Genomic DNA, 21,382 nt, shown 5'->3' with positions numbered 1-21,382 from the left:
CGGTGCTGTCCACATCCTGAACACACGTCCTGCGATCCGAGGGAGTGCCGCCCGTGCCCGGTGAGAATCTGTCCCGTGACGAGGCCCGGGAGCGGGCCGCCCTGCTCTCCGTCGACGGCTACGAGGTGTCCCTCGACGTCCGCTCGGCGGTGGGCGAGCACCACGGGAACGGGCCGCGCACCTTCCGGTCCGTCACCACGATCCGCTTCCGCTGCAACGAGCCGGGCGCGTCCAGCTTCGCCGACCTGATCGCGCCGGCCGTGACCGCCGTGTCCCTCAACGGCCGCGACCTCGACCCGAGCGAGGTGTTCGACGGCTCCCGGATCGTCCTGGAGGACCTGGCCGCCGACAACGAGCTGGTGGTCGACGCCCGGTGCGCGTACTCCCGCACCGGCGAGGGCCTGCACCGGTTCGTCGACCCGGAGGACGGCGAGGTCTACCTGTACACGCAGTACGAGCCGGCCGACGCGCGCCGGGTCTTCGCCAACTTCGAGCAGCCCGACCTGAAGGCACCGTTCCGCTTCGAGGTGCGGGCGCCCGAGGAGTGGACGGTGTGGTCGGGCGGCGCCGGGGAGCGCGCCGACGGGGTGTGGCGGTTCGCGGAGACGAAGCCGATCTCGACGTACATCACCTGCGTGGTCGCGGGGCCGTACCACTATGTGACCGACACCTACGAGCGGACCCTCGCGGACGGGACGCGGCTGCGCGTCCCGCTCGGCGCGCTGTGCCGCAAGGGGCTGGCGCCGCACTTCGACGCCGACGACGTCTTCCTGATCACCAAGCAGGGCCTGGACTTCTTCCACGACCACTTCGATTACCCGTACCCGTTCGGCAAGTACGACCAGGCGTTCGTGCCCGAGTACAACCTCGGCGCGATGGAGAACCCGGGCCTGGTGACCTTCCGCGAGGAGTACATCTTCCGCGGGAAGGTGACCCGGTCGTCGTACGAGGGCCGCGCCAACACGATCCTGCACGAGATGGCGCACATGTGGTTCGGCGACCTGGTCACCATGGAGTGGTGGGACGACCTGTGGCTGAAGGAGTCCTTCGCGGACTTCATGGGCGCCTTCGCCAACGTCGGCGCGACCCGGTTCAAGGACGCCTGGATCACCTTCGCCAACCGCCGCAAGGCCTGGGCGTACCGCGCCGACCAGCTCCCCTCCACGCATCCGATCACGGCCGACATCCGCGACCTGGAGGACGCCAAGCTCAACTTCGACGGCATCACGTACGCCAAGGGCGCCTCCGTCCTCAAGCAGCTCGTGGCGTACGTCGGCCAGGACGCGTTCCTGGAGGGTGCCCGGCGCTACTTCAAGCGCCACGCGTACGGCAACACGCGCCTCGGCGACCTGCTGGCGGTGCTGGAGGAGACCAGCGGGCGGGACATGTCCGCCTGGGCGCGGTCCTGGCTCCAGACGGCCGGGGTCAACTCCCTCACCCCGCAGGTGCTGCTCACCACCGACGGGCGGATCGACGAGCTGGTGGTGGTGCAGGAGGCCGCCGAGTCGCACCCCGAACTGCGTCCGCACCGGGTGGCGATCGGGCTGTACCGCCGTGGCGAGGGCGGCGCGCTGGAGCGGTACGCGCGGGCGGAGGCGGACGTGGACGGGCCGCGTACGGTCGTCACCGGGCTGGCCGGGGAGCAGGCGCCGGAGCTGGTGCTGGTCAACGACGACGACCTGACGTACTGCAAGATCCGCTTCGACGCGACCTCGCTGGCCACGCTGCGCGCCGCGCTCGGTGACATGACCGACCCGCTGGCCCGAGCGCTGTGCTGGTCGGCGCTGTGGAACATGACCCGGGACGCGCTGCTGCCGGCCCGGGACTTCATCGACCTGGTGCTGCGGTTCGGGGAGCGGGAGACCGACATCGGCGTGCTCCAGATGCTGCACGCCTGGGCGGAGTCGGCGGCCGTGCACTACACCGCGCCCGAGCGGCGGGGCGAGGCCGGGCGGCGGCTCTCCGAGGGGGCCCGGCGGCGGCTGACGGCCGCCGAGCCGGGCAGCGAGCGGCAGCTCGCCTGGGCGCGGTTCTTCGCGCACGTGGCCGACGGCCCGGCCGCCTTCGAGCTGCTGACCGCGCTGCTGGACGGCGACGGCGACGCCGTACCGGGGCTGGACGTCGACCAGGAGCTGCGCTGGACCTTCCTGGAGGCGCTCGCGGTGCACGGCGTGGCCGGCGAGAAGGAGCTGGCCGCCGAACTCGCCCGGGACGACACCGCCTCCGGCAAGCGGCACCAGGTCCGCTGCCTGGCCGCCCGGCCGTCGGCGGCGGTCAAGGCGCAGGCGTGGGCGCAGGTGGTGGAGTCGGACGCGCTGTCCAACGCCCTGGTCGAGGCGACGATCTCGGGCTTCGCGCAGCCCGCGCAGCGGGAGCTGATCGCGCCGTACGCGGAGAAGTACTTCGCCGCGATCGAGCGGGTGTGGGGCGAGCGGTCCATCCAGATCGGCATGGACGTGGTCCGGGGGCTGTTCCCGGCGCTCCAGGACTCGCCGGACACGCTGGCGGCGACCGACGCCTGGCTCGCCGCCCACGAGGGGGCGGCGCCCGCGCTGCGGCGGCTGGTGCTGGAGGCGCGGGACGACCTGGCGCGGGCGCTGCGCGGACAGGCGTGCGACGCGGCGGCCGGGTAGCCACCTATCTCTGGCCAACGGTCTGGCGTTCCGTGATCGTTACGGTCAAACCCGTGACCCCTGGCCACCACCCGAGCGGGCCAGGGGTTTCCGGTATCCGAACACGCGTCCTTCAGGGCTGTTCTGTCCAGGTTTGGTGTCGGACTTGTAACAGTGGTTAACGGACGGATCGGACATGGGCAACGTCCCCGTCATGACGCACGACACCCCGCTCTCCCCCCGCCCGCCGCACGACCTGGTCACCGGCCCGGAACGGCTGCTCACCTCGGCCCGGCTGCGCGCGTACGGCGTGACGGCCGCCGAGACCGCCGAGCACTGCCGGCCCGGCGGCCCCTGGCAGCAGCTCCTGCCCGGCGTCGTCCTGCTCCGGCCGGGCCCGCCGACCAGCCAGGAGCGGCTGCACGCCGTGCTGCTGTACGCGGCGCGGGAGCGGGCCCCGGGTGCCGTCCCCGCCCAGCCCGGACCGGGCGACGGGTCCGGGCCCGACCGGTCCGAGGCGATGATCACGGGTCTGGCCGCACTGACCCTGCACGGCGTCGCCGGCGCTCCCCCGCTGCCGTCCCTGGACGTCATCGACGTCCTGGTGCCCCGGCAGCGCCGGCTGCGCTCGGCCGGCTGCGCGCGGATCGTCCGCACGGCGGCGCTGCCGGGGGCCCGGACCGTCACCGGCGTGCCCGTGGCCCCGGTCGCCCGCGCCCTGGCCGACGCCGTGGCCGGCCTGACCGACCCCGGGCCGGTGCGGCGGCTGCTGACGGAGGCGGTGCGCGGCGGGCACTGCGAGCCGGCGGCGGTGGTACGGGAGCTGCGGCGGGCGCGGCTGCTGAGCCGGCCGCACGTGGTGGACGCGGTGGAGTCGCTGGTCGCCGAGGGGCGGGCCCTCGCGGAGGAGCGGCTCTACCGGATGGTGCGCGAGTACGGCCTGCCCGAGCCGGTGTGGAACGTCGACCTGCGGCTGCCCGGCGGCCCCTCCCTCGGCGGCCTCGACGCGTACTGGCCCGAGCAGGCGGTGGCGGTGGCGCTGGACACCCGCGCCCACCGCCAGGACGACGACGCGCTGTGGGCCCGGTACGCGGCCCAGCGGGAACGCCTGGAGGGGCTGGGCATCACGGTCGTCCACCTCACGCCGCGCAAACTCCGGGACTGCCCGGAACACCAGGCGGTGGTCGTCCGCACGGCGTTGATGGCGGCGAACGACCGGGAACCGGCCTCGTACGTCGTCGTGCTGCCGCGGTGACGACGGACGGCACTCGCCGGGCAGCGGCTCGACAGGACAGCGCCGGAACACCCAACTAGGCTGGGGATTACGAGCCCCGAGCGGCCGTACAGCCGACACTCCGCTGTACGACGCACCGCATGAGCTCATCACACGCGTCCGCGTGACCAGGGAGCGCAAGCCTCCGTCACGTACCGGGTGTACCGGCCGGCGGACGTCTTCGGGACGTTCCAGGAGCTCCGCCCGGACGAAGAGCACCCACCTCAATCGAGAAGGCACGCCATGCCGGCGTGGAAGACAGAGATGCAATCGTCATGGCCGACTACAGAATCAGCAATCTGACGGTCCGGGTCGAGGAGCAGGCGCTTCCCCAAGGAGTTGTCCGCAGCCAGGGCAAGTACCTGGGGGACGCGAGAGCGGCGGCCGACAACCGGGTGGTGGCGGAGGCCGCCGCAGGGTGTGGGTGCACGTGCTCATGTACGTGTTCGTGCACATGCACCAGCACCTCCGGCGGTTCCCTCACCGACGGGGAGGAACTCCAACGGCAGGACATTCCGGATGTGGAGCTGACAGTACTGCGGGAGTCGCTCAGGGCCGCGCTGGAGGACCTCGAACAGATCGCCCAACAGAAGCGTGCCCGCTGACAGTCCCCCCTCCCACCCGGCTCGGACGAGGCGCGGCCCGTAGGGCTTTCGGGCCACGCCGTGCTCACTGTCACGGAGGCATGAGTGCTGTGGCTGACTACACGATCAACAATCTGACCCTGAGGGTGGAGGACACGCTGCTCCCGCCCGGCGTGGTGCGGAGCGGCCGGCGCGTTTCCGGGGCGTTCGACGAGGTCCTCGGAAGCGACGACAGCTCCGGTGGCCCCGGGTGCGGCTGCACGTGCAGTTGTACCTGTAGTTGTACCTGTAGCTGCACCTCGGCCCTGATGGAAGCCCCGATCCCGGAGGTGGAGTTGAGCGTCCTCAAGGAGTCGCTCAAAGCGGCTCTGAACGAAGTGGACCAAGTGGTCCGGTCACGCCGAGGGTGAAGGACCCGGCTCCGTGGGTGCCCGGCAGCGAATCGGACTGACGCCGACATGGTCGTACGCCCCCGGTGATGAGGCGAGGGAGCACGCGGGCTGTGCCGGCCTGCGGATTCCCGCCGACGGCGGCGTGTTGATCTCCGATGAGTCCCCGGCTCGCGTCAGGATTCTGCCCGCCGGCGTCGCCGAGGCCGTGGGCGACATGGCCCGCAGGGGCGAAGTCCGCACGGACGAGGTGGAACTCGATGAGAGCCTGCTCCGGATTCTGGAACTGGAAGGGCTGATCCGCGCGGTCCCGCCCGGTCGTCCACCCGAGGTGTGCACGCGTCAGGCCGCCGACGACTCCTCGGTGAGCCTGTCCGCTCTCTGGTGGGCGGCGGCCTTCCCACCCGCCACCCCCGAGGACCTGACCCGTCGCCTGTACTTCTACGGACGGCGCCCGGTGTCCGCTCGCTGGTCCTCGCGGCTGCCCGACGAACAGGCGGTGGAAGGGTGGCTTGGGTTGGGTCTCCTGGGACTTGAGGAAGCCGGGTACGGGCGCCTCCCGCGCACCCCTGACACCTGGGTGTGGCGGCGGTGGGGGAAGAAGTCCTCGCCGCATCCGAGCACGAAGCTGTACGTGTGCTGCGTTCCGGAAGAACTGCCGGCCGTCCTGCGGCAGATCATGCCGGTACTGGCCCGTCCCTCCGTGAGCGGGTTCAAGCTCGGCTTCGATCTCGCCTCCGTCCTGCGACCGGACAAGTTCGTGCTGTACCTGTCGGATACCGGCGCCGCCGACCAGGTGGCGGCCGATGTCGCCGCCGCGGCAGGGCCGGTGGAGGTGCAACCCCTGCCGTTCACCGCCGCCACCGCCGCCGGCCCTCTGGTCACGCGGGCCACCGATCCTCCGGACTGGAGAGGACGGCCCGCCTGGCACGAGCGTGCCAGCTGGCGCCTTCATGTGTGCCGGCTCGCCGCGGAGACGCTCGCCGCGACAGGTCACGCCTCCCCGCAGGAGCGCGTCGCCGCCGTACTGGAGCGGCTCCGTCTCGCCGGCCTGAACACCGATGACTGGACCTGGACGGACAGGGGCCGATGATGATCACAGACACGCCACTCGTCGTCCCTGAGGACCTGTCCGTCGTTCCGGCTCGTGACCTCCCTGCCACCGTACGCGACTCCCTGGGCGGTGACTTCGATACCGGCGGGGCCGTGCTGGGCCGCCGGTCCAGCCGTCTCAACGCCACGTTCGTCAACAGCGCCGTGCTGCGGCTCATCGCCGAGTTCCACGACCCCACGCCCGTCGTCACGGCGGTGATCCGCCACGCGCGGCACACCGGCACCTCTCCCGAACGCGTCCTCGACGAGTGCTACCCGGCACTCGTGCGCCTTCGCCATCTCGGTCTCCTGACATCCGCCGACGACCCGGACCACGGGCCCATCCACCAGGCAGGGGAGGATCTCGGGCGATGGAAGGTGGTGGACTGCCTTCAGTCCTACGAGGACAGCGACGTGTACACGGCCGGCGACGCCTCCGGAGAGCTGGTCGTCTGCAAGCTCGGCCGGACGCCCGGTGACACTGGCGCGCGCTGTCCTCTGCGGCATGAGGCGGCCGTGCTCCGAACCCTTCGCGGCCGGGGCGTCACCGTACCGGAACTGGTGGCCTTCACCCGTGACCGGCAACGGCGGCCGCTTCTCGTCATGCAGCACATTCGCGGCCGGCGAGTGGATCACGCGGCGCAAACGATGCGCCGCGCCGACATGCCCCGTCTGCTCAAGACCTGTGCGCGGACGGCCGGCGCCCTGTCCGCCATCCACGCAGCCGGGATGTTGCACGGAGATGTGCACGGAGGCAACTACCTCCTGGGACCCGATGACGTCGTCTGGGCGATCGACTTCCCCTACGCCTGCCCCGCCGACGCTCCATCGGTCCGCCACGGCGTACCCCGCCTCATGGACCCCCAGTGGGCGCGGGCACGGATCACCGGCTCCGGAGAGGTCCTGAACTCGCCCGCCGGCGAGCAGTACAGCATGGCCGCCCTCCTCTACTTCCTCATCACGGGGACCCACCACTATCCCTTCGTGCACACGGAGCGGGAACTGCTGGAGTCCCTGGCCGACGGGACCCTCCGGAGACACAGTGCCGAGGAATTCGACCCCGCGCTGCGGGAGACCCTCCTGGTCCTGGAGCGCGGGCTGCGTCGGCAACCGGACGAACGGTGGCCGGACCTCGCGGAGTTCAGTGCGGCCCTGACCGAAGCGACGGACCGTGGGAGCAGACGCATCGGAGAACGGACCGGGAGACTGCGCCACCGCGGTCGTGAACATCTCCAGGCCTACCTTTCCCCCTCCGCGTCCTCGCAGAGCGTCCCACCCGCCATGGCGTCGGGCTGCGCGGGAACCGCGAGCACGCTGTGGTACATGAGTTGCCTGACGGACGACCCGACGCTTCTGGCATCGTCGGTCCTGTGGACGGACAAGGCCCTGGCCGGCGACGGAACGATGAGGACCGCACCGACGTCACCCGTCCGGGAGACGGGGACACGGGGCAGCGGGGGCGCCTGGCACGGCACGCTGGGCGTTCTGGGATGCGCGGTCGACGTCTCCCGCGCGTTCGACGACCGGGTCGCCCGCGCCGCGGCCGCACGGGCCTATCTGGCGGAGCACGGCCGGCACCTGACGCCGCACTCACCGCTCGATCTCACCCATGGTGCGGCCTCCTGCCTCCTCATGGACGCCCACGTACTGGACGCGATGCCCGATGACGAGGTCCCGTCCCTCAGGGAGGCGGGTGACCGTGTGGCAGGACGACTGGGCCGGGCGGTGGCCGACGCCGACTCGGCGGCCGGTCCCGGTCTGGCCCATGGTGCCGCGGGATGGCTGCTGGCCCTCCTCGCCTGGCAGGCCGCGACGGGTCGGACCACCGCTGCCCCAGGTCTCCTGGACGAGCCTCTGCAAGCGGTCCGGCACGCGGTGCGCGAACGCCTGGAAGGCCGGCCCGGGCCGCTCGGCAGATGGTGCCGTCCGGGCTGGGAGGCGAGCTGGTGCAACGGTGCGTCCGGACTGTGCCTGCTGTTCCTGGCCGCGGCCCAGACGCTGGAGCGGCCGGACTTCCTGCAAGCCGCCGATGACGCCATGCGCGTCGCCCTGGACGCGGAACCACGCGGCTTGGACCTGTGCTGCGGATACGCCGGCCGCCTCTACGCCCTGCGCCGGCTCTCGGCGGCCACCGGGCGGGACATCTGGCGCGACGAGACGGAACGGGACGCGCGGGCAGTCCGTGACCGGCTCCCGGCCCTGCCCGACCACGGCTTCACGAAAGGCCGGCCCGGGGCTCTGGCCGCGCTGGCGACCATGTCCGACCTCTTCCCCCCGTTTCCCCTCGTGGACGCCCCGTTGCCGCCTGCCTCCGGCTGACCGCTCCGTCGGGCCTCATTCCTGACCGCCGCCCAGCCGCGCCCGTACCGTCTTGCCGACGTCCGCCCGCAGGAACCACTCCAGCTCCGCGGCCAGCCCGGCCACGACCAGCAGACCGCGCCCGCCCTCGCCCTCAGGGGCCTCCCGTACCTCGGGGAACGCCCGCACCGGGTCCGACACGTCGACGACCAGCGCGCCGCCCTCCGGCACCGCCAGCCGCAGCCACACCTCGTGCCCCGGCAGCCGCCCGTGCCGGACGGCGTTGGCGACCAGCTCCGAGACGACGAGCACGGCGTCGTCCACGTCTCCGGCCCACGCCCACATCATCAGCCGACGCCGGACGTGGAGGCGGGCCAGGCCGACGCTGCGGGAGGTCATGGGGTAGCCCATGGACCATTCGTGGGTGAGGAGGGTGGGGGGTTGAGGGTGGTCGTACATGGGGTCCCCTTCCGGGCTTGTGCTGTTCCCCCACGGTGACGGGCCTCGTGACTGGACATCAATCGAATCCCGCCTGATTAATCAGTCGCATAGGAAGTGGACTATGCCCAGTTCTGCGCAATCGACTGCGCGCAACGCAGACCGGGTGTCACACTCTGCACACGACGACGCACCCAGCGTGCCGGAGTATGGAGAGGTGGCGCATGGCAGCCAAACGCGGGAGGACGGCGCAGCGACTCGAACTGGGTCTTCAGCTTCGTCAGTTGCGTGAGAACTGCGGCCGGGGCGAACGGGGCGGAGGCCTCACCCGCAGACAGGCGGTCGTGGGACTGCGGATCTCCGAGGCATCCCTGCAACGGATCGAGTCGGGTTCTCTGAACTTCCGCAACGTGGGCGACCTGCGCAAGCTGCTGGACAAGTACGGCGTGGACGACGAGGAGGTCGTCGAGTCGCTGATCAGTCTCAACCGGGAGTCAAACCAGCAGGACTGGCTCACCCAGTACCGGGGGCTCATGCCCGCCGGGTTGCCGGGGTTCGTCGGACTCGAACCGGAGGCCCGGTCCATGAAGGCGTACCACCCGACAGTCGTCTACGGCCTCCTCCAGACCGAGGCCTACGCACTCGCCACCCACGAGTCGCACAAACCGATCGAGGAGTACACGTCGGAGTTCATCCGGAGCAGCGTGGAACTGCGGATGAAGCGCCAGGAGGTGCTCACCCGTGAGAATCCCGTCAAGCTGCACGTCATCCTCGGTGAAGCGGCGCTGCGCTATCCGGTCGGGGGCGCCGAGGTGATGCGCGAGCAGTACGCGCGCATCGAGGAACTGGCGGGCTGGGACCACGTCACCGTCCAGGTGCTGCCGTTCCGCCGGAGCTACCGGTCGACCAACGACTTCGCGATCCTGGACTTCGGCCCGGCCCTTCCGCCCCGCGTGCAGGCGGACAGCGCGTGGGGTTCGGTGTCCACCTCGGACAAGCCACGTGAAGTCGACCGGTTCCACCGCCGGTTCGACGCCATGGCAGCATCAGCACTGCCTCCCGAGGACACCCCCGAGTTCCTCCGCCGACTAGAACGAGAGTTGTGACTGATGACCGCACTCGAACTCGCCTGGTTCAAGTCCTCCCACAGTGACCCGGGCCAGAACTGTGTGGAGGCGGCGCTCCTCCCCTCCGCCATAGCCCTCCGCGACTCCAAGCACGCCTCCGGTCCCGCCCTGTTCCTCTCCCCCGGCGCCTGGCAGCCCTTCCTCGGCTGGGCCCGGACCGGCGGAGCAGCAACCGCCGCGCGCTGATCACCGGGCGCTCGGGATCACGCAGTTCTTCGGCTGTGGCTTACCGGTGGGCCAGCCCAGGCCGACGAAGTCCAGGGTTCCCTCGCCGCTCCGGCCCGGGTTCAGTTCGACGACCGCGATGGGTTTGTCGTACGGGTTGCCGCCGGTGGTCAGGCAGATCAGGCCACTGGTGCCCGCCACCCGGTGCACCGACTGGAGTTTCGACCACTCGTTGCGGACGTCGTCGAGGCCGGGCACCTGACCGGCGTCGTCGATCAGCACCGTGTGCAGGGCCGTGCCGATGGTGACCAGGCCGTCGTACACGAGCATCGTGCGGGAGTTGTCCAGTTCCGGGACGGAACCGAGCTTGGTGCCCGTGCTCCGGATCAGGTCGTCGAGGGCGTCCAGGGCCGCCTTGGGCTCCGCGAGGTACTGGGGGAGTTCGGCCGGGGCGGGCTCACGGTGGTGGGCCGCCTTCCACCGCTTCGTCCAGGCGGCCAGTTCCGTCTCCCAGGCGGCCGGGTGCGCGGGGGCGGCGTACTGGACCGTCACCTTGGCCTCGCCGTCCTCGCCGCGCAGCCGCGCCCAGTCCTTCTCGGACATGTTCTGTGCCAGCGACGCGGCGTCGGAGCCGCTGACCAGGGTGAAGTGCCGGTCGTGGCAGGTCTGGTCGGCGAGCGCGAGCGCGAACGCCTTCAGGTGCGCCGCGCGTCCCGCGAAGTAGACGGTGTCGGCGTCGGAGCCGCAGATGTTGTTGCCGATGGTCAGGAAATCGTCACCGGTCCCGGCCAGCTTGTCGATCCCCTGCGAGGTGAACTCCAGGTCCGCGGGCCCGGCCGGCCCCGTCTCCTCGATCCCCCGGAACGCGCGCGCCAGCGACTCGACATAGGCGTCCGTACGCTCGTCGTAGACCAGCACCGTCCGGGCGTCCTCCCGGACCCGTCCGCCGTTGAAGTGGGCCAGGGCCCTGGCCGCGTCACCGTTGGTGGGGATGATCCGGGCGAGTCCGGGGAAGCGCTTCTCCTTCCCGTCGACGTTCGCGATGCCGTCTCCGCTGATCCGGGAGGCGAGCACCGGGATCTTGTTCCGCGTCAGGCGCTGCACGGCGTCCCTCGTCGCGTCGAGGGAGAGGTTGAAGCCCGTGACGGCCCGCAGCCTGTCCTCGCCGGAGCGGGCCATGCCGATCAGCGTGCTCACGACCTTGTCCTGGTGGGCGTAGTTCCGCCCGGGGTTGGCCAGTACCAGCCGGATCTTGGGGTCCCGGCCCTCGACCGAGTTGGCCCGCACCTGTCCCAGGTACGCGCCCTGGAGGTCGCTGCGCATCTGCTGTCGCAGTCCGGCCGTGTCCGACTGGAGGGGCAGCATCATCGCCACGGTGACGTGGGGCTGGTCCGCGATCCTGTTGTTCTCCTCGGCGATGGCCCCGGCCACCGCGCTGATCTCCGAGGTGCCGAAGTCGTAGCCCGCGCCGTCGACGCCGACGCACTCGTCGCCGATCTTCTCGACGCCGTCGTGGCAGGTGTCCGGCTTCTGGAGGGCCGGGACGCCGTACAGGCCGGCGGCCACGAGCACCGCCACGCCCGCCAGCGCGTAGAGGATCTTTCCCCACCTGGGCAGTCTGTGCCATCCGGGTATCCAGTTGGGCATCCCGTCACCCCCTCCGGCCGAGCTGATCGGTGCAGGCGCAGTGGAGCAGCGGCCGTTCGTTGGCGACCAGCCGGCTCCACTCGGTGGCGATCGGGCCGAGCACGCCGGCACCGTCGAAGTCCATGATCGACAGCTGTCTCAGCAACTGCTCCAGTGTGCGGGCCATGTCACTCCCGGTCGGCCTGGTGCGCTCTTCGCAGAGCCATACGGCGTGCAGCAGTTGGTCTACGGTGCGGCGCAGCGGCGGTCCGGCGACGGGTACCAGCCCCTGGGCGCGCCTGCGGCGCTCGTCCGCCCCGCCCGGGTACGGCGCCTGGGCGGTCTCCAGCAGCTCCTCGCACCACGGGCGGGGGCGGCCGGGGAGGGTGGCGGCGAGGTGGCGGACCACGTCGTCGACGCCGCCGGAGACGAGGTGGTGGTTCATCCGGTGGGTGGCCGCCGAGTGGAACGCGCCGCCGCCCGGCTCGCTCAGGGCGTAGTGGTCGCGCAGCAGATGATGGTCGGCGTACCAGGCGCCGCCGTCCCGCTCCAGGTTGTACAGCCGGTGCACCAGCAGTTGGCGCAGGCCGAAGTCCCCGATGAAGTGCCGTTCGCAGGCGGGCCACCCGGTGTCGTGGAGCAGCCGGGCCACCTCGTGGGCGGTCAGCCTCAGGACGCGGCCCGCCTGGTGGTGGCGCAGCAGGACGTCCGCGCACGCCGGATCGTGTGCCACCGACAGATGGGTGAGGAGGTCCAGCCACTGGTCGTGGTGCTCGTCCGCGAGCCGCACCGGCAACTGGTCGAGGACGAGTTCCTGGAGCAGTACGTCCGCCACCGGCCGCTCGGCGGCGCCGTCCGGGTGGTGCAGCCTGGCGTCCAGGATGGCCCGGTCGTTGTCGTCCGGCTCCATCGGGTGGTCGGCGGCGGCGGTGGCCAGCCGGATCACCGTGTGCGGCCGTCCGCCGCTCAGCTGGGCCACGGCGGCGGTGATCCGGCGGCGGTGCGCACCGCCCTCCTTCTCGGCGTCCAGCTGGATGCGCTCGGTCGCCCGGCGGAGCCCGTCACCGGTGAGGAACGGCATCCGCAGCATGAGCACCCCGGCGGACAGCGGGCCCCGGTCCTTCTCCGGGTCGGCGCGGCGGGACCAGGTGGCCGGCACCCCGTCGACGGGCCGGAACGCCGCCACCGGTCTCGGTGGCAGACCTCCGTGCAGGAAGTCGCCGCCGTCCGCCCGGCGCGCGGTGCCCACGATCACCACGCGGTCGCGCTGCCCGGCCCGGCGGTCGACGAGGACGGCGCGCAGCAGCCGCTCGCCCAGCGGCTGGTCGGCGTGGTCCAGCAGCAGTCCCGGGCGGCCGACCCGGCCCAGCCAGCCGCCCAGCCCGCGGTACGCCGCCTCCAGGTCCTCGCGCAGCGCCCGGAACAGGAAGCGCTCCGCGTCCGCCCGCCGTTCGCCGCCGGCCCGGAAGTCGGCGGCGAGCCTGCGCAGCCCGTGCTTGGGCTGGCCGGCCGCGCCGGGGTAGTCGCCGTAGATGCGGGTCAGTTCCGCCTCGGCCCGGGGCGTCACGCGCTCGAAGAGGGCGTCGAGCAGTGCGGTGAGCGCGGCGGCCCCGTACGGGCCGAATGTCTGTCCGGCCAGGACCTCCAGCATTTTCCGTACGGCCCCCAGGAGCGCGCCGCGCCAGAAGTCGCGTGCCCCCAGCCCGCGCAGACGGGGCTGCTGGATCAGTTCCTCGTACCGCTCGACCTCGGTCCTGATCGCCTCGCCGGTGCCGCCCGCGACGCCGGTCGAGATCACCGCCAGGCCCGCGAAGAGCCGGGGGAAGGTGAATCCGCCGCCCGTGCCCCGCCAGGTGTGCAGCAGCAGCGCGGCCTCGACCAGGGCCTCGGTCACCGCCGAGCGGGCACCGGGTTCCGGACCGGCCCGGTCCGCGTACACCGCCGAGGCGCAGTCCAGGCCGATCACCGGCACCTGACGGGCGAACCGGTCCCGCACCGCCCGCAGCAGCCGCCCCTTGCCCATCCCCGGGCCGCCGGTGAGCAGCACCACGGGCAGGTCGGGTCCGTACAGCGGCTTGCGGTCGGCGCCCGACGGCGAGCGCCCTAACAGGCGCGCGAAGAAGCCGTCCGCGTCGAGGAGTTTCTCGAAACCCAGGTCCTCATACACGCATCTCCCCCGTGGACGCCCGCCCGCCCGGAAGCGGGTGACCGATGTGGTGCATGGAGATTAGTGGAACACGTGGCCTTCTGACAGGACAACGGTTGTTATGCGACAGGAAGTTCAGCCCTTCCTGAGCAGCAACTCGGTGTTGCGGTCCGCCGGTCCGCCGCCGAGGACCGTGCTCGCGCCGGGGGCGTTGAGGGACAGCTCGCGGTAGAGGGCCGCCAGGCCGGTCTGGGACAGGTCGGTGAAGTCGGTGCGGGCCGGGGCCGCGGACTCCACGAGGGTGGTGAACAGGGACAGCGTGCCGTCCTTGTTGTCGGTCAGCTCGATGATCCGGGCGAGCTGGGGATGGTCGACGTGGGAGGCGGTGGAGATCTCCCAGAAGGAACCGCCGTCGGCACCGGTGTGCGGGGTGATGACGTTGCGGTGGACGTGGCCGTTGACCCAGGCGAGGACGTTGCGGTGGCGGCCGAGGAGGGCGAGGAGGTCGGCGCCGGTGTGGCGGGTGTCGTCGGGGCGGGCCGGGTCGGGGCGGGTGTTGTCCATGCTGGTGCTGGTGTGGTGGCTGAAGAGGACGGCCCAGGAGTCCGCGTTCCGGGTCAGCGTCCGCTCCAGCCAGCGCAGCTGGGCCGCGCCGATCGAGCCCTGGTAGTGGCCGCCGGGGTCGGTGGTGTCCAGGCTGATGCCGATCACGTCGTCGGAGACACGGAAGCCGTAGTACTGGGTGCCCGCGTCGGCGTTGGCCGCGGAGTAGCCGTGGCCGGCCGGGCCGGGGCCGAGGTGGGCCGGGTCGAGGTGGGCCTTGAGGTAGTCGGCCGGGGTGAAGGGGGCGCGTTTCTCGTCCGGGGTGACCGGGCGCATGGCACGGGTGTGGGCCTTGAGGAACTCGCGGTACTGGGCGCCCTCGGGGTCGTCGGCCGCCCGCAGCGCGGTCTGGAGCGCCTTGGCCTCGGCGGCGGACAGCTCCATCAGCTTGCGTCCGCCGACGGCGAGTTCCGTGAGGTAGGAGTCGCCGTGGCCGGCGAAGCAGCCGAGCGGCATGGCGTCGTGGTTGCCGACGGTGGAGTACCAGGGCAGGTCGAGGCCGGGGCTGCGGGCCTCCCGGGTGGCGGCGGCGAGGAAGCCGTCCAGGTGCGGGAAGCCGAGCCTCTTGTCGGCGTCGCGGACGGCCGCGTCGGGCTGCCAGTACTGGGTGAGGCCGCTGTTCTGGACGCCCTCGTAGTGCCGGGGGTCGCCGGAGTTCGGGGTGACCCGGCCGCCGCTCATCACCGTCAGGAACCACTCCAGCTCGGTGCGGGAGTTGTTGTCGGTGTTGTCGCCGGTGGTCATGGCGAAGTGCAGCGGGGAGCCGGTGACGGGGGCACCGCGCAGCGCGTTGATCCGCTCCACCATGGCGATCGCGCCCTGCACGGTCAGCGCCTCCTGGGGTCGCCAGGCGTGCGCGTCGGTGGCGCGCAGGTACTCCAGGCGCAGCGGGTGCTGGGTGTCGATCAGGTGCAGGTCGGTGAGCTGGACGAAGGCGGCGAGGGCGGTGCGGCGCCCGGCCCGGCCGGCCCTGGCCGGGGCGAGGGCGGTGCGGACCACACGCCGCCAGCCGGGGCCGTCGGCGAGGCGCCGGTAGCCGGCGGTGCCGCGCGGGGTGGCGAGGGAGTCGAGGGTGGTGCCGCGGGTGCAGGGGGCGAGGGGCGCGGCGGGGGCCGGCCGGGAGGAGGCGAGGGACGCGGCCCGTTCGGTGGCGGCGGCGTCGGTGGCGGCCCCGGCCTCGTCGGGCCGCAGGGCGTATCCGGTGCCCCCGGCGACGGCCACGGCCGTGGCGGCGGCGAGGACGGAGCGGCGGTGGACGCCCGGCGTCTGGCCGGTACGTGAGCGTGTGCGCGGCATGCGCTTCTCCCCGGGTGCGAACGCGTCGGCGGTGTCCGCGGACGGTCGCAACCGCGAACGTCCGCTCGTACCGGATGCTCGGCACCGGGAATGGCCTGTGCGTGAACGCGGCGGCAACGCGCAACGCAGATCGCGGTACGTGGATCACGCGCCCACCTGCGCGTTCGCAACTCCTCGGCGCCCGTCCGGCCGTCCGTCGCCGGGCGTTCACCTCTCGGGGCAGGGCGCCGCGGACCCCGGGTCCCGCCCCTGCTCCGCTCCCGCCCGGCCCGTCGCCGGCCGCTCCCGCCACAGCCGCAGCCCGGTGTCGACGAGCGGGACGCGCACCAGGGACGGGACGGCGTCGAGGGGGTGCCAGGCGGCGAGGTCGGTGGAGCCGCCGGTCTCGGGGCGCAGGTCGCCGGCGACGACCCGGCCCGCGTAGAGGAGCCGTACGGCGTGGTGGTCGACGGCGCGGCCGAACCGCCGGGGCAGGGTGGCGCGGAGCGAGTCCACGCCGAGCAGGGCCGTCACCTCGACGCGGTAGCCGGTCTCCTCGGCCAGCTCCCGCACGACCGCGTCGCAGGGGTCCTCGCCGTGCTCCACGCCGCCGCCGGGCAGCACCCACTCGGGCGGCCCGCCGCGCCGCCCCGGCATCCGGGCCAGCAGCACCCGGCCGTCCCGCACACACAGGGCGTAGGCCGCCACCCGCAGGGTCCGTCGCACGGGCGCGACGCTAGCCCGCCGGGCGCCCGGCCGGCAGGGGAACTCACGGAATTGTCATGTCCCGCCCCTTCTGTCCCCGGTGGCGCATGGCGGAAGTACGCCATGGCACCGAACCGCCCCGGTCAACTCTCCCCAAACATCGACCCCTTACGTAAAGCTGAGCGGTCGTCCGGGGTCGCATTCCGGACGAAGACGATCAGGGCAGAGCGGCCCCGGTCGTACCTCTGCCCGCAGTGCCCCCCGTCCACGAGGGATGCCGATACCTGCAAGGGATGCCGATGACCCACACCCCCCAGCGCGACCCGATACCGGGTGGCAGACGCGCGGCCCGCGTCGCCGTGGCCGCCGGTCTCGTCGCCGCGCTCGCCGCGGCCGGGCCGATACCGCTGGCCTTCGCCGCCGACGGCCCGGCGGCCACCGCGCCGGCCGCCGACCCGTCCGTGAAGTCCGCCGACGACAAGCTCGGCCCGGACGACGCCGAACGGCTCACCGAGGCCAGGGCCGACGGCGAGAAGACCGTCACGATGATGGTCGCCACCGCGCCCGGCGACACCGCCGAGGTCGCGAAGAAGCTGGACGCGGTCGAGGGCGGCACGGTCGGCCGCACCTACGACAAGCTCGGGTACGTCCGCGCCACCGTCCCCACCGCCAAGGCGGACGCGGCCATCGCCGCCGCCGCGAAGCTCTCCTCCGTCCACGGCATCGATCTACGCGAGGAGATCGCGCTGGACGACCCGACGCCGAGCGCGGACACCGCGAAGGGGGCGGGCGGCAGGACGGCGACGGCCACCGCCAAGGCCCCCGGGAAGAACACCCCGGCGAAGAACCCGTACAACCCGTCCTTCGAGACGGGCGCCGTCGACTTCGTGAAGCAGAACCCGAAGGCGGACGGCCGCGGCATCACCATCGGCATCCTGGACTCGGGCGTGGACCTGTCCCACCCGGCGCTCCAGAAGACCACCACCGGGCAGCGGAAGATCGTCGACTGGGTCACCGCGACCGACCCGGTGGTCGACGGGGACCGGACCTGGCGGCCGATGACGGCCTCGGTCTCCGGCCCCGCGTTCACCTACGGCGGGCAGACCTGGACCGCCCCGGCGGGCTCGTACAAGGTCAGCACCTTCCTGGAGTCGTACACCGCCGGCGGCGACGCGGCCGGCGACGCCAACCGGGACGGCGACACCACCGACTCCTGGGGCGTCCTGTACGACGCGACGGCCGGCACGGTCCGCGTCGACCTGAACAACAACCACGACTTCGCCGACGACACCGTGCTGAAGCCGTACAAGGACGGCCACCAGGTCGGGTACTTCGGCACCGACGACCCGGCGACGGACGTCGCCGAGCGGCAGCCGTTCGTCGTGGAGATCCGCAAGGACGTCGTCTACAACAACGCGGGCGCGAAGGCCGACTTCGTCAACATCGGCGTCATCGAGTCCGAGCACGGCACCCACGTCGCGGGCATCACCGCCGCCAACGGCCTGTTCGGCGGGCAGATGGACGGCGCCGCCCCCGGTGCGCAGATCGTCTCCTCGCGCGCCTGCACCTGGACCGGCGGCTGCACCAACGTCGCGCTCACCGAGGGCATGATCGACCTCGTCGTCAACCGCGGCGTCGACATCGTCAACATGTCGATCGGCGGCCTGCCGACCCTCAACGACGGCAACAACGCCCGCGCGGAGCTGTACACCCGCCTCATCGACGAGTACGGCGTCCAGCTCGTCATCTCGGCCGGCAACGACGGCCCCGGCGCCAACACCATCGGCGACCCCGGCCTGGCCGACAAGGTCATCGCGGTGGGCGCGTCCATCTCCAAGGAGACCTGGGCGGTCAACTACGGCTCGGCGGTGGAGAAGAAGTACGCCATGATGCCGTTCTCCTCGCGCGGCCCGCGTGAGGACGGCGGCTTCGCGCCGACGCTGACCGCGCCGGGCGCGGCGATCAACTCCATCCAGACCTGGCTGCCGGGCGCCCCGGTCGCCGAGGCGGGCTACTCGCTCCCCGCCGGCTACGGCATGCTCCAGGGCACCTCGATGGCCTCCCCGCAGGCCGCGGGCGCCTCGGCGCTGCTGCTGTCCGCCGCGAAGCAGAAGCACGTCGACCTCACCCCGGCGACCCTGCGCACCGCGCTGACCTCGACCGCCCAGCACATCAAGGGTGTGCAGGCGTACGAGGAGGGCGCGGGCCTGATCGACGTCGTCGACGCCTGGAAGTCCATCCGCGAGGGCGCCACCGCGCACACCTACACGGTCAAGGCCCCGGTCGACACCGCGATCGACTACGCCCTGGAGACCCCGGGCTTCGGCACCGGCCTCTACGACCGCGAGGGCGGCCTGAAGGCCGGGCAGAAGAAGACGTACGAGATCACCCTGACCCGCACCTCCGGTGCCGACAAGGCGATCCGGCACGAGCTGGGCTTCGCCAACAACGCCGGGAACACCTTCCGCCTCCTCGGCTCCGACTCGGTGAGGCTGCCGCTGAACCAGCCGGTCACCGTCAAGGTGCAGGCCGCGCCGCGGTCGGCCGGGCTGAAGAGCGCCATCCTGGAGGTCGACGACCCGCGCACCGAGGGCACCGACCAGCAGGTCATGTCCACGGTCGTGGTCTCGGCCCCGCTCGCGGCGCCGCAGGAGTACACCTACTCGGCGTCCGGTTCGGTGCAGCGCAACAGCACCACCTCGTACTTCGTGACCGTCCCGGAGGGCGCCGACACCCTGGAGGTCGCCATCGGCGGCCTGAAGGGCAAGAGCCAGACCCGGTTCATCGCCATCCACCCGTACGGCGTCCCGGTCGACGAGACCTCCACGCCGTACTGCTACAACAACTACCTCGACGGCAACGGCTGCCGGCCCGACATGCGCTCGTACGCCGACCCGCAGCCCGGCGTCTGGGAGATCGAGGTCGAGTCGCGCCGCACCTCGCCGCTGCTCGACAACCCGTACACGCTCGACGTCTCCGTCCTCGGCGCGACCTTCGACCCGGAGGTCGTGACCGTGCCGGAGGCCCGGGCCGGCACCCCGGTCACCGCCTCCTGGACGGTGACCAACGGGCACGCCCCGATCGTCGGCGGCTCGCTGAAGGGCGGCCCGCTGGGCTCCTCCCTCACCACCCGTCCCACCATCGCCCAGGGCGCCACGCAGACCACCACGGTCGAGGTGCCCGAGGGCGCGACCTCGCTCGACGTGGCCATCGGCGGCGTCTCCGACGCCTCCGCCGACCTGGACCTCACGGTCTACGACGCGGACGGCACCGCCGTCGCCCAGAGCGCCGACGGCGACTCCGAGGAGTCCGTCTCGGTGCCCGACCCGGCGGCCGGCACGTACACCGTCGAGGTCTACGGCTACGCGGTCCCGGCCGGTTCCACCGCGTACGACTACCGGGACGTGTACTTCGCGGCCACCCTCGGCGCGGTCACCGTGGACGCCTCCCCGGTGTCGCTCGGCACGGGCGAGTCGGCCACCGTCACCGGCAGTGTGACGGCGCTGGCCGCCGCGCCGGAGGGCCGGGAGTTCTTCGGCCAGGTCCAGCTCGTCAACGCGCGCGGCACGGTCGCGGGCACCGGCAGCGTGGCGATCGAGAAGGTCGTGCCGTAGTCCGGTACGGCAGGTGAACAGGGGGCGGGCGCTTCGGCGTCCGCCCCCTCTTCGCTACCCACAGGTGAGCGTGCGGGCCTGCGGGAGGGCGGCGGTGACGCGGGCGCGTTCCGGGGCGATCTCGGCCTCCCCGAGGAAGAGCGCGTCCGGGCGGACACCGTGCGCCGGGAGCCCGAACAGCACGCGGTCGCCCGCGCCGGGGACCTCCTCCGTGAGGAAGGTGACCTCGCCGGACGCCGTCCGCGGCACGTACGGCCGGGTGATCCGCACCGTGATCCGCAGGCCCCCGTCCCCGGAGGCCGGCCGGACCTCGGTGACCGTGCCCTCGGCGACCAGCCGGGCGCAGGCCAGGTAGCCGGGGCTGCCGAAGGGGGCGGCGGCCTTGCCGCCGGAGTCCGCCACGCCGCTCGCCGCGGAGTCGCCGGTGCCCGCGGTCCCGCCCTGCGTCACCAGCCACGCCGCGCCGGACAGGAAGGCGCCCGCGCAGGTCACGGCGAGCGCGCCGAGGACCACCCGGTTCCGGCGCCGCCGGCCGCGGCCTGCCGCCGCCGGGGCCCGCTCCGGTGGGCCGGGGGGCGCGCTCAGCACCCGCCCGATCAGCCCGACCTGCTCCCGCAGCACCGCCACGTCCGCCGCCTCGGCCGACCCCGGCGGCAGCGGCTCCCCCAGGATCGCGGCCATCAGCGCGTCGTCCGGGACGGCACCCTCGTACGCGTCGTGCTCGGCGGCCACGTCACACCACCTCGTCCTCGTGCAGACGGGCGCGGAGCGCCCGGACCGCCGTGTGCAGCCTGCTCTTGACCGTGCCCTCGGGGACGCCCAGCGCCTCCGCGATGCCGCGCACCGGCAGGTCGGCGTAGAACCGCAGCACCACGACCTGGCGCTGGGCGTCGGGCAGCGCGTCCAGCCCCCGGGCGACGGCGAGGGAGAGCAGGCTGGTCTCCTCACCGGAGGGGTGGTCGGCGGGGCGCAGCGCGGCGAGGCGTTCCCCGACGCGTTCCTGGCGGCGCCTGGCCCGGTGCCAGTCCACGGCGAGGCGGGAGGCGACCACCGCCGCCCACGCCGAGACGTCGCGGGGCGCCTCCTGCCCGCCGGCGGCCCGCTCCAGCAGCCGCAGCCGGACCTGCTGCACCCCGTCCGCCAGGTCCGCCTGCGGCACCCCGCCGAGCGCGAGCACCGCCCGCACCCGGCGCTCCTGGGCCGCGTCCAGCGGGTCGTCCCCCTGGGCGCCGGCCGGCCCTCGCCGGAGTCTTCCGCGCAGCACGACCACCCCTCCCCTCGCCGCGTTTCCCCTACGACGCCCCAGGGAGCGGAAACGTTCGGCGGCGGCGGACCGGACGGGGCGAGGCGTACGTCACACCGGGTGTGGGGCGGGCGGCGAAGGGCAGGGGCGGGGCAGCACAGCTTGCGGCGCCGGGGCCGTGGCGGGTCAATT

At 72.7% G+C, this 21,382-nt stretch carries 15 protein-coding genes; 8 read left to right on the top strand and 7 right to left on the bottom strand.

The genetic code is table 11. The features are described 5' to 3' along the window. Window positions 1–53: 53 nt before the first annotated feature. The 5 genes from pepN to Sdagh_RS29485 all read left to right on the top strand — a co-directional run bounded on the left by pepN (window position 54) and on the right by Sdagh_RS29485 (window position 8,269). A complete protein-coding gene (pepN, locus tag Sdagh_RS29505; RefSeq protein ID WP_190077231.1) occupies window positions 54–2,633 on the top strand; it encodes an aminopeptidase N in 2,580 nt (859 codons plus the stop codon). 193 nt (window positions 2,634–2,826) lie between these two features. Next, window positions 2,827–3,867: a hypothetical protein gene (locus tag Sdagh_RS29500; protein WP_189412624.1), complete on the top strand. Its 1,041-nt coding sequence runs from the start codon at window positions 2,827–2,829 to the stop codon at window positions 3,865–3,867. Window positions 3,868–4,160: 293 nt separating this feature from the next. Then, window positions 4,161–4,490, top strand: coding sequence for a streptolysin S family bacteriocin (locus Sdagh_RS29495; RefSeq protein ID WP_189412622.1), 330 nt, complete (start codon window positions 4,161–4,163; stop codon window positions 4,488–4,490). Window positions 4,491–5,003: 513 nt separating this feature from the next. Then, window positions 5,004–5,951 carry a hypothetical protein gene (locus Sdagh_RS29490; RefSeq protein ID WP_190077230.1) on the top strand — a complete coding sequence of 316 codons (948 nt, stop codon included), beginning with the start codon at window positions 5,004–5,006 and terminating at the stop codon, window positions 5,949–5,951. After that, window positions 5,948–8,269 (top strand): lanthionine synthetase LanC family protein, encoded by a 2,322-nt coding sequence (locus tag Sdagh_RS29485; protein ID WP_189412618.1) that lies wholly within the window; start codon window positions 5,948–5,950, stop codon window positions 8,267–8,269. Before Sdagh_RS29490 ends, Sdagh_RS29485 begins: the two co-directional genes overlap by 4 nt. A gap of 15 nt (window positions 8,270–8,284) precedes the next feature. On the opposite strand, the gene Sdagh_RS29480 is transcribed toward Sdagh_RS29485, so the two are convergent. Further along, window positions 8,285–8,707, bottom strand: a complete 423-nt coding sequence (locus Sdagh_RS29480) for an ATP-binding protein (protein WP_190077229.1) — start codon at window positions 8,705–8,707, stop codon at window positions 8,285–8,287. A gap of 203 nt (window positions 8,708–8,910) precedes the next feature. On the opposite strand from Sdagh_RS29480, the gene Sdagh_RS29475 reads away from it, so the two are divergent. Together Sdagh_RS29475 and Sdagh_RS29470 are read left to right on the top strand one after the other, a co-directional pair. Continuing rightward, the gene (locus Sdagh_RS29475; protein ID WP_189412615.1) at window positions 8,911–9,792 is read left to right on the top strand and encodes a helix-turn-helix domain-containing protein; all 882 of its coding nucleotides are present in this window, start codon (window positions 8,911–8,913) and stop codon (window positions 9,790–9,792) included. Window positions 9,793–9,795: 3 nt separating this feature from the next. Further along, entirely contained in the window at window positions 9,796–9,999 is a 204-nt protein-coding gene (locus Sdagh_RS29470; protein WP_190077228.1) for a DUF397 domain-containing protein, read from the top strand. On the opposite strand, the gene Sdagh_RS29465 is transcribed toward Sdagh_RS29470, so the two are convergent. The 4 genes from Sdagh_RS29465 to Sdagh_RS29450 all read right to left on the bottom strand — a co-directional run bounded on the left by Sdagh_RS29465 (window position 10,000) and on the right by Sdagh_RS29450 (window position 16,354). Then, a complete protein-coding gene (locus tag Sdagh_RS29465; RefSeq protein WP_190007744.1) occupies window positions 10,000–11,625 on the bottom strand; it encodes a type 1 periplasmic-binding domain-containing protein in 1,626 nt (541 codons plus the stop codon). 4 nt (window positions 11,626–11,629) lie between these two features. Continuing rightward, window positions 11,630–13,771: a hypothetical protein gene (locus Sdagh_RS29460; protein ID WP_190077227.1), complete on the bottom strand. Its 2,142-nt coding sequence runs from the start codon at window positions 13,769–13,771 to the stop codon at window positions 11,630–11,632. A gap of 114 nt (window positions 13,772–13,885) precedes the next feature. Continuing rightward, a complete protein-coding gene (locus Sdagh_RS29455; protein ID WP_190077226.1) occupies window positions 13,886–15,649 on the bottom strand; it encodes a TIGR03767 family metallophosphoesterase in 1,764 nt (587 codons plus the stop codon). Window positions 15,650–15,856: 207 nt separating this feature from the next. Continuing rightward, window positions 15,857–16,354, bottom strand: a complete 498-nt coding sequence (locus Sdagh_RS29450) for an NUDIX hydrolase (protein ID WP_189412604.1) — start codon at window positions 16,352–16,354, stop codon at window positions 15,857–15,859. Window positions 16,355–16,632: 278 nt separating this feature from the next. Between Sdagh_RS29450 and Sdagh_RS29445 the strand changes: the two genes are divergently transcribed. Beyond that, window positions 16,633–19,947 carry a S8 family serine peptidase gene (locus tag Sdagh_RS29445; protein ID WP_190077225.1) on the top strand — a complete coding sequence of 1,105 codons (3,315 nt, stop codon included), beginning with the start codon at window positions 16,633–16,635 and terminating at the stop codon, window positions 19,945–19,947. Window positions 19,948–20,001: 54 nt separating this feature from the next. Here the strand turns inward: Sdagh_RS29445 and Sdagh_RS29440 are convergent, their stop codons facing one another. Then, window positions 20,002–20,679, bottom strand: coding sequence for a hypothetical protein (locus Sdagh_RS29440; protein WP_190077224.1), 678 nt, complete (start codon window positions 20,677–20,679; stop codon window positions 20,002–20,004). Between the two features lies 1 nt (window position 20,680). Next, on the bottom strand, window positions 20,681–21,211 hold the full coding sequence (locus tag Sdagh_RS29435) for an RNA polymerase sigma factor (protein WP_189412598.1): 531 nt from the start codon (window positions 21,209–21,211) through the stop codon (window positions 20,681–20,683). Window positions 21,212–21,382: the final 171 nt, after the last annotated feature.

The sequence above is a fragment of the Streptomyces daghestanicus genome, from assembly GCF_020521275.1.
GTDB lineage: Bacteria > Actinomycetota > Actinomycetes > Streptomycetales > Streptomycetaceae > Streptomyces > Streptomyces griseoviridis.
The sequence above is the reverse complement of the archived record's forward strand: the minus strand, read 5'-3'. Positions and strand labels throughout refer to the sequence as shown.

Bases quoted from the DNA above. Each gene is read 5' to 3' on its own strand.
- Sdagh_RS29500 (WP_189412624.1), top strand. From the start codon at position 2,827: ATGACGCACGACACCCCGCTCTCCCCCCGCCCGCCGCACGACCTGGTC.
- Sdagh_RS29495 (WP_189412622.1), top strand. From the start codon at position 4,161: ATGGCCGACTACAGAATCAGCAATCTGACGGTCCGGGTCGAGGAGCAG.
- Sdagh_RS29485 (WP_189412618.1), top strand. From the start codon at position 5,948: ATGATGATCACAGACACGCCACTCGTCGTCCCTGAGGACCTGTCCGTC.
- Sdagh_RS29480 (WP_190077229.1), bottom strand. From the start codon at position 8,707: ATGTACGACCACCCTCAACCCCCCACCCTCCTCACCCACGAATGGTCC.
- Sdagh_RS29475 (WP_189412615.1), top strand. From the start codon at position 8,911: ATGGCAGCCAAACGCGGGAGGACGGCGCAGCGACTCGAACTGGGTCTT.
- Sdagh_RS29470 (WP_190077228.1), top strand. From the start codon at position 9,796: ATGACCGCACTCGAACTCGCCTGGTTCAAGTCCTCCCACAGTGACCCG.
- Sdagh_RS29465 (WP_190007744.1), bottom strand. From the start codon at position 11,625: ATGCCCAACTGGATACCCGGATGGCACAGACTGCCCAGGTGGGGAAAG.
- Sdagh_RS29455 (WP_190077226.1), bottom strand. From the start codon at position 15,649: ATGCCGCGCACACGCTCACGTACCGGCCAGACGCCGGGCGTCCACCGC.
- Sdagh_RS29445 (WP_190077225.1), top strand. From the start codon at position 16,633: ATGACCCACACCCCCCAGCGCGACCCGATACCGGGTGGCAGACGCGCG.